Here is an 8238-nt window from a genome sequence, read left to right as displayed (position 1 = left end):
AAATTGAAATACACGCACATCGATATACCCTGCAGTCTCTGATAGCCATTAAGTTTATGTAGTTGGCAACATAAGACAAACAGACGCACAGATCAGACGTGTTAACAGATCACAAGTAACGCCCGACTGACATACACCTACGACTGTCTGGAGCAGACTATGTATGAGGTTCATCTTTTTTACCAAGACAAAATTCTGATAGGCTCTATAGGAATTGGCTATGCTATGTCAATCATAAAATAATAATATACTTGCATTGCAGGAATACCCTGCATATATCAGCTTTGAATATTTTCCAACAGGCATGTGGAGGCTATTTAAATATCATGCTGATTCGTATGCCATACACGATTAGATTACTCTTCACAGTCCTGTCACTGGGATCGAAACCACTGTTTTTTACCCACTGCACAGATGGAGTAATTGATACAGAATCATTAATTCCGAAACGGTAATAAACTTCTGACTGCGATATATCGTCTTTTGTATTATCTGCCTCACCAGATACACCGGTATAAGCTGCTGCAACTCCCAGAGTTGTCTTTCCCAGGTATCTCTCAAATGCCAGACTTGCAAACGAGGCAGCATCTGAAACTTCCTCATTAGCAATTCCAAGACGCAAATTCACGCCATAGTCACCTCGAATATAATCCCCGCCGAGGTAAATACCGGAATTGTCGTCAACTTTTCCTGACCCATCCACATATTCATTGTCAGCCGTGTTCTGCCAGACTCCTGCCCGCCAGATGCCATAGGCCGTTTGGCGATACAGTTCTATCCCGGTAAATACTCCCTTGCCGTTCTCACCCACGTCGAACAACTCCGAATAAGATCTCCCCGGATTATCACCCAGTCCATGTGAGCTGGTAACAAGGACATTTAGACCGTATGGCGCCAGATCTTGATGAATATGTATGCACCCACCCAGGGTATAATCCGGGAAAGCGATAGTCGGATTATTGATAAATGCATTGCCAAGAAACTGAGATGTCTCATCATTGGCTATCTCGCTGTTATCCAGCCTGCAGTCCGGATCGATAATTCCAACGGTGAAAATATTTTTACCGATTCGTCGTGTATAGTGTATTTCAGATACCTGCAGACGCCCCTTCCCCTCACCATCCAGAGCTGATCCTGCATCGCCATTGACTTCCTCAGCCAATGAACTGATTCCATCCTGCCCGGGGCTGATATTCCCTTCCACATAGGTCAGTAATTTTCCACGCCCAACCGGTACTTCGGCCGTCAAGTCAACTGATAACAATCCTTCATCGTCCAGGCGTGAATCGTTACTTGTCTGAAATGTAAATGTGGAACCCGCCTGGACCTCAATTCCAGGTTTTTGATTCTGGATAACACCATGCCTGACTTGAGGCTCATCGGCCCAGATACTTGCGGAGAACGTACTAACCAGGACTGACACAGCCAATGTTTTTTTAACAAACACCTTACAAGATCCTGATTTTATTAATTATTTTCCAGTTTTTCGTCCAGCAGCTCGATCCAGTGGCGAACGGGTACAGGCGACACAGCGGAAAGATGTGTCAAACAACCGATATTGGCTGTGGCAATAGTTTCAGGGCGACTTGCCAGTAAGCTTTCCAACTTCATGGCACGTAAGGATTTGGAAAATGCACGTTGTAATATGGAGTAGGTACCCGCTGCACCACAGCACATAAATGGGTAGGCAACCGGCACCAGTTTAAACCCGGCCTGTTTTAACAGTTTCTCAGTAACCCCGTTCAACTTTTCGCCATGCTGCAGGCTACACGATGATTGAAAGGCGATTCTTCGTCGCGTCTTATTAGTATTACTTTGATCGGACGGGCTGGTTGATGACTGCCGGCTCCATTCTTCACCGACAATCTCGGCGATATCCCGTGTCAGCGCGGAAATCCGACGGGCTTTCTCACCATATTGAGGGTCATCTTTTAACAATTCACCATATTCCCTGAATTGCATACCGCAACCGCTGGCAGTCAGAACGATTGCTTCGGCCCCCTGTTCAATATATGGCCATATCGCATCAATATTTTTGCGCATGAAATCTCGCGCTTCTTCTGTTTCAGCCATGTGTTGACTCAGAGCACCGCAACAGCCCTCTGCAGTCGGTATCAACTCAATACCAAACCTGTCCAGCACACGTGCTGCGGCTGCATTAATATCCGGCGCCAGATCCGGCTGCACACACCCCTGCCAAATCAGCATCTTGCGAGGGCGATCCTGCCCTGGCCAGACACCTGCTTTACGCCGCACTGGGACCATACTCCGCAATTCGTCAGGCAGGATCCGTCGAAATAGCTGCCCAAGTTTCAGAAACGTACTGAAACCACGACGATGCGCGACAACAGTTCGCAACATCTGTCGCATGAAGCGTTCCTTGAATGGTCTTGACACCTGTTTCTCCACCAGTTCCCGACCGATATCCAGCAAACGCCCGTAATGTACGTCTTGCGGGCAACTGGTTTCGCAGGAACGGCAGGTCAGGCAGCGATCCAGATGCAGTTGGAGGTTTTGTCCGAGAGTTCGGCCCTCGAGAGTTTTCAACGTATAGGCTGGCGGCAATAAGTCCAGACCCGGTTCCTTGCCTTCCAGAAACTGTTTGATGAGATAAATACGGCCTCGAGGTCCGTCCCATTCATCATTCGTGAGCCTGAATGTCGGGCAGGTAAATGTACACTGACCGCACTGTACACAGGGCATCAGTAACGATTCCGCTTCCTGTCCCAGTTCGGTATTCTGATATGCTTCAGCCAGTTCGACTTTCATCAAGCACCCCGATATCCTGCTAACCTGGCACAGCCATGCCGCACCACAGTTGATTTCACCTGTTTTAAACTATCTCGCAGGGCACCGAACTAGTCCAAGATTTTATTTCGATTCTGGCTATAGGGATTCGTTATAGAGGCTCAGGTCAATTGTTGTTGCCGAAAATCGGCAATGATCTCAGGTATATAAACAAGTATTAGGAAATCAGTAACTAGAGTAACCTGCCCTCTATCACAGGAATTACACGCCCACCAACGAAAATGATATCGGCATCAGCCTCTTTTTTTCCTTTTAGCAGGACCCGCGAGGGGCGCTGGACTGCCTGTCCCTGCTCGATACGTAATGAAAACTGCCCGCCAATGCCTGTGCTGTGTTCCAGCAGATAGGCACCGAGAAAGGCGGCCCCATTACCCGTTGCAGGATCCTCACGTACACCATGTGCCTCAAAGAAAAAACGCACACACACATCATTATCAGGATCTTGCGTCTCGCTGCAAAACAGATATGTCAGAGGTGGAAAGTCCTGTGCAGCCAGTGGCGCGTACGCATCGAGACTCAGTCTGGCCCTCTGCAGGGCCGCAAAATCCCGCACCGGGACAATCATGGCCGAGGTACCGGCAGAAACCTGCTGGATCGGCGTTGTATCATCAATATCCTGTGGAGCCAGACCAAGCGCCATTGCCATTAGTTCGAGGTCAGCTGACTTACCAAGTGACATGGATGGGGCCCGGAACCAGGCAACCTCATCACCTGTTTCGCTGACATCAAATGTAACTTTTACTGTTCCGATTGACAGCTCAAGAGGCACTTCTATTGCAGTATTTTTCATAACATAGTGTTTCAGTACCCAGGCAGTTCCCAGAACAGGGTGTCCGGCGAAGTCGATTTCCCGTGCCGGAGTAAAAATCCGTACCGCATAGTTTCCGTTATCGTTCAATCCAGGGCTGATAAACGTCGTTTCAGAGTAATTCGTCTCCGCGGCGATTCGCTGCATGGTCTCGCTATTCGGCAACTCATCACCGACGACTACCGCGAGTTGGTTGCCTGAATAAGGCTGCTCGGCAAATACATCCACGATATAAAAATCTTGTGGCATATCGAAATTCCCTTGTTTTTGCATACCCGTCATCTTTGCACAAAACTTCATGGATGATAACTGCACAGCCTTGCACTGTTCATAACAACTCTTTGTATTTCAGGCTGATTTGCCTGCTACTCACAGGCCCGGTCAAATTAGTCGGGTTGGTATGCAGGCGTTACTGATATCAGGAAAGAAAGGAATATCGTCAGCGACTCGAATGGACAAGCCGGGTATGGTCAGCATCTGGTACCTGATGAGTGGCGACGATGGGGAGATTCAATAATCCGGAACGACGTATCAGACAAAGGGCCGGAGTGTTCTGACCCAATGGGCAGTATGCTCCTGAAGCTCGCAGCAGCCAGGATCAGAAAGCAGAAAAGTGGTGGCTACGCCCTGATTCGAACAGGGGACCCCATCATTATGAGTGATGTGCTCTAACCAGCTGAGCTACGTAGCCATATATCTTGCCGGCCCGGACGGGCCCACAGGAGCCGCGCATTGTCGGCATTTCGGGCCGGGATGTCAAGCCAGACAGGTCCCGGCCCATTTCGGGGAAAACCCTATTTACCGATAAATATCAACAACTTAACTCACTTTCAAGGCGGCTGTACTACCTGCCTCAACGCCGTCCGCGAATAAACGCCAATCAACGCGAATATAAATTCTGTATTTGCGTGCATTGGCGTTCATTTGCGGATTCCCGTTGCTAGACATTGAAGCGAAAATGCATCACATCTCCGTCGTGGACGATGTATTCCTTGCCTTCCAGGCGCAGGCGCCCCGCTTCCTTGGCACCGGCCTCACCGTTGTATTTGACGAAGTCGTCGTAGCTGGTGACTTCGGCACGGATAAAGCCTTTCTGGAAATCGGTATGGATCACGCCGGCGGCCTGCGGAGCGGTGGCACCGATCGGGACGGTCCAGGCACGCACTTCCTTCTCGCCCGCCGTGAAATAGGTCTGTAACCCCAGCAGGTCAAAACCGGCGCGGATGACGCGATTCAGGCCCGGCTCCTCGAGGCCCATCTCGCCGAGAAAATCCGCCATCTCCGTCTCGTCCAGTTCGGCGATCTCCGCCTCGATAGCGGCACAGACCGGGACCACCGGGGCACCCTCGGCACTGGCGTATTCTTTCAGCTCATCCAGTAGCGGATTGTTTTCAAAGCCGTCATCGTTGACGTTGGCGATATACATGGCTGGCTTGATGGTCAGCAGGAACAGATCGCGAATCAGTTTCTTTTCCTCGACATCCAGATCCAGCGCCCGCACCGGCTGGCCTTCATCCAGGGCGGCCTTGACCTTCTCGAGCACAGTCATCTTGGCTTTGGCTTCCTTGTCGCCGGACTTGGCGACCTTGGCCAGCCGGTTCATGGCCTTTTCCACCGAGTCCATGTCGGCCAGCGCCAGTTCGGTGTTGATGATCTCGATATCGCTGATCGGATCCACCTTGCCGGCCACATGCACTACATCGTCGTTCTCAAAACAACGCACCACGTGGGCAATGGCCTCGGTTTCACGGATATTGGCCAGAAACTGGTTACCCAGTCCCTCCCCTTTGGATGCGCCTTCCACCAGGCCTGCGATATCGACAAACTCCATGGTCGCCGGCAGGACTTTTTGCGGCTTGACGATTTCCGCCAGCTTGTTCAGACGGGGATCCGGCACCGGCACGACACCCACATTGGGTTCAATGGTACAAAACGGATAATTTTCCGCCTGAATACCCGCCTTGGTCAGCGCATTGAACAACGTCGACTTGCCAACATTGGGCAGACCGACAATACCGCATTTAAATCCCATGATAATCAGTTCCGTTTAGATTGAAAAATGTTTACCGCAGAGGCGCAGAGTTAAATAAACTGTGGGAGGCGATTTCATCGGCGACCGTTGTGCCCCTGCTTTCGAGTCGCGGCTGAAAGCCCCTCCTACATGATGCGAGATGACTCCACGTTGTTGGGTTTTCTAGCCTCGATGAAGTTCATTCATCGCTTTCGGCAGTTCGCCGTCGAGGACTTCCGGCAGGACGTTGAGGGCCGCATCGATAGCGTTATCGATGGCGATGCGGTCGTCTTTGGCCGCTTTTTTCAGCACATGGCTGGTCACGCGGTTTTTATCACCCGGATGGCCGATGCCAATGCGCAGACGCTGAAAACCGTTGCCGCCCATCTTGCTGACAATGTCACGCAAGCCATTGTGCCCGCCATGTCCGCCGCCTTCTTTAAGACGGGCCGTACCGGGTGGCAGGTCCAGATCGTCATGCGCGACCAGAATGTTTTGCGTATCGATCTTGAAAAAGTTGGCCAGCGCCTGCACGGCCTGACCACTGAGATTCATATAGGTATTCGGTTTGAGCAACCAGACATCCTGACCGCCAACATTGAATTTGGCGACCTCACCGTGAAATTTTTTCTCGGACTTGAATACGGCGTGATACTGGCGGGCGACCTCATCCACAAACCAGAAACCGGCGTTGTGCGGTGTGTCTTCATATTCGGGGCCGGGATTTCCCAGACCCGCAATCAGTTTCACACGTGCAGACAACGCCGGTTACCTGAGGTCGTAAACAAGAGAAGCCGACTAGCTTTCTTCGCTTTCGCCGCCAGCGGCTTCAGCTTCTTCGCCACCTTCCTCTTCTTCAGTATCTTCCTTGGCTGCACGCGGCATATGGATAGCAACCACCGGTTGATCATGTTCTTCACCGTGCATCAGTTCCACCAGCTCAACGCCTTCCGGAAGTTTGAGCTCGCTCATGTGAACCGTCTGGTCGATATCCAGTTCCGCCAGGTCCAGCTCGATGTACTCGGGCAGGTTTTTGGGCAGACACGATACTTCCACTTCCGTCAGGTTATGGGTAATCACGCCGCCTTCCTTGACACCCGGGCACTTCTCTTCGTTCATAAAGTGCAACGGCACCTGTACGCGAATTGCCTCGTTGGCACTAACGCGCAACAGATCCATATGCAGGATGTAGGGCTTGCCCGGATGACGCTGCAGATCCTTGAGAATAACCTGGTCTTCGTTATTACCGACCTTGACCGTCAGAATGGAAGAGAAAAACGCTTCATTCTTCAGCTGGTTTACCAGCTCGTCATGATCCAGCGATAACATCGCCGGATCCTTGCCGGCGCCGTACATCACGGCCGGTACTCTGCCCGTGCGACGCAGGCGGCGGCTCGCACCTTTGCCCTGATCGCTGCGGGATTCCGCTTGCAATACAAAATCACTCATGGTGAATCTCCTGTTACATGATGCGCAAAATGCGCGATGCCGTCCCCGCGACCAGAGACGGCGTTGTCCGCCGGTAAAAAGGCGGGATCGTCAGCCGTCAGTCGACAAACAGACTGCTGACCGATTCTTCACTGCTGATACGACGGATGGTCTCCGCCAGCAACTCGGCGATACTCAGCTGCCGGATATTCTTACACTCGCTGGCAGCGGGCGACAACGGAATGGTATCGGTCACCACCAGCTCATCCAGTGACGAGTGGGTAATGTTATCCACCGCCGGGCCGGACAATACCGGGTGGGTACAGTACGCCACCACTTTGCGCGCCCCGTGTTCCTTGAGCGCGTTGGCCGCCTTGCACAGCGTGCCGGCGGTATCCACCAGATCGTCAACGATGATGCAGGTACGATCCCGGACATCGCCGATGATGTTCATCACCCGCGCTTCGTTGGCGCGCGGCCGGCGCTTGTCGATAATCGCCAGGTCCGCGTCATCCAGTCGCTTTGCCAGCGCCCGGGCGCGAACCACGCCGCCCACATCGGGCGAGACCACCATCAGATTCGGATACTTCTGGCGCCAGATGTCACCCAGCAAAATCGGCGAGGCATAGACGTTGTCCACCGGGATGTTGAAAAAGCCCTGGATCTGATCGGCATGCAGATCCACGGTCAGTACCCGGTCGGTTCCGGCGGCGCTGATCATATCGGCCACCACCTTGGCGGTAATCGGCACCCGCGCCGAACGCGGCCGGCGATCCTGGCGCGCGTAACCGAAGTACGGAATCACCGCAGTAATGCGCGCGGCCGAGGAACGGCGCAGCGCATCGACCATGACGCACAGTTCCATCAGGTTATCGTTCGACGGGCGACAGGTCGGCTGGACGATGAAAATGTCCTTACCGCGGACATTTTCCATGATCTCCACCATGACCTCGTCGTCACTGAACTTGCCCACCAGCGCCTTGCCCAGCGGCAGACTCAGACGCGCGGTAATATCCTTCGCCAGTTGCGGGTTGGCATTCCCCGCAAAGATCATCATGCTGCGATCGGCGGCACGGTTCCCGGGGAGATCCAGTTCTGGTCGGTTGTTTAGCATCATTCTCTCTGGGTCGCTGGATGGCTCGGCCCGTCAATTTATGGCTGGGGTGGCAGGATTACTCGGCGC

Annotated in this window: 7 protein-coding genes and 1 tRNA gene; all 8 read right to left on the bottom strand. The window is 52.6% G+C overall.

Going from position 1 to position 8238, the window contains the following annotated elements:
* Window positions 1-313: 313 nt before the first annotated feature.
* Complete coding sequence (locus tag RI563_RS07555) at window positions 314-1447, bottom strand: carbohydrate porin (protein WP_310693757.1); 1134 nt, start codon at window positions 1445-1447, stop codon at window positions 314-316.
* A 20-nt stretch (window positions 1448-1467) separates the two neighbouring features.
* A complete protein-coding gene (gene glcF / locus RI563_RS07550) occupies window positions 1468-2769 on the bottom strand; it encodes a glycolate oxidase subunit GlcF (protein WP_310693756.1) in 1302 nt (433 codons plus the stop codon).
* A 211-nt stretch (window positions 2770-2980) separates the two neighbouring features.
* Window positions 2981-3889 carry a PhzF family phenazine biosynthesis protein gene (locus RI563_RS07545; protein ID WP_310693755.1) on the bottom strand — a complete coding sequence of 303 codons (909 nt, stop codon included), beginning with the start codon at window positions 3887-3889 and terminating at the stop codon, window positions 2981-2983.
* A 341-nt stretch (window positions 3890-4230) separates the two neighbouring features.
* Window positions 4231-4307: transfer RNA gene (locus RI563_RS07540), tRNA-Met, on the bottom strand.
* Window positions 4308-4556: 249 nt separating this feature from the next.
* On the bottom strand, window positions 4557-5648 hold the full coding sequence (gene ychF / locus RI563_RS07535; RefSeq protein ID WP_310693754.1) for a redox-regulated ATPase YchF: 1092 nt from the start codon (window positions 5646-5648) through the stop codon (window positions 4557-4559).
* 162 nt (window positions 5649-5810) lie between these two features.
* Complete coding sequence (gene pth, locus RI563_RS07530) at window positions 5811-6377, bottom strand: aminoacyl-tRNA hydrolase (RefSeq protein ID WP_310693753.1); 567 nt, start codon at window positions 6375-6377, stop codon at window positions 5811-5813.
* Window positions 6378-6425: 48 nt separating this feature from the next.
* Window positions 6426-7076, bottom strand: coding sequence for a 50S ribosomal protein L25/general stress protein Ctc (locus RI563_RS07525; RefSeq protein ID WP_310693752.1), 651 nt, complete (start codon window positions 7074-7076; stop codon window positions 6426-6428).
* A 97-nt stretch (window positions 7077-7173) separates the two neighbouring features.
* Window positions 7174-8112: a ribose-phosphate diphosphokinase gene (locus RI563_RS07520; RefSeq protein ID WP_310693770.1), complete on the bottom strand. Its 939-nt coding sequence runs from the start codon at window positions 8110-8112 to the stop codon at window positions 7174-7176.
* Window positions 8113-8238 lie beyond the last annotated feature (126 nt).

It is taken from the genome of Thiohalophilus sp. (assembly GCF_031581315.1).
Lineage (GTDB): Bacteria > Pseudomonadota > Gammaproteobacteria > UBA6429 > Thiohalophilaceae > Thiohalophilus.
Note: the sequence above shows the minus strand (reverse complement) of the source record. Positions and strands in the feature narration are given on the sequence as shown.

Excerpts from the sequence above, each read along its gene's own strand:
- RI563_RS07545 (WP_310693755.1), bottom strand. The coding sequence starts at position 3,889 with ATGCAAAAACAAGGGAATTTCGATATGCCACAAGATTTTTATATCGTG.
- ychF (WP_310693754.1), bottom strand. The coding sequence starts at position 5,648 with ATGGGATTTAAATGCGGTATTGTCGGTCTGCCCAATGTTGGCAAGTCG.
- RI563_RS07525 (WP_310693752.1), bottom strand. The coding sequence starts at position 7,076 with ATGAGTGATTTTGTATTGCAAGCGGAATCCCGCAGCGATCAGGGCAAA.
- glcF (WP_310693756.1), bottom strand. The coding sequence starts at position 2,769 with ATGAAAGTCGAACTGGCTGAAGCATATCAGAATACCGAACTGGGACAG.
- RI563_RS07520 (WP_310693770.1), bottom strand. The coding sequence starts at position 8,112 with ATGATGATCTTTGCGGGGAATGCCAACCCGCAACTGGCGAAGGATATT.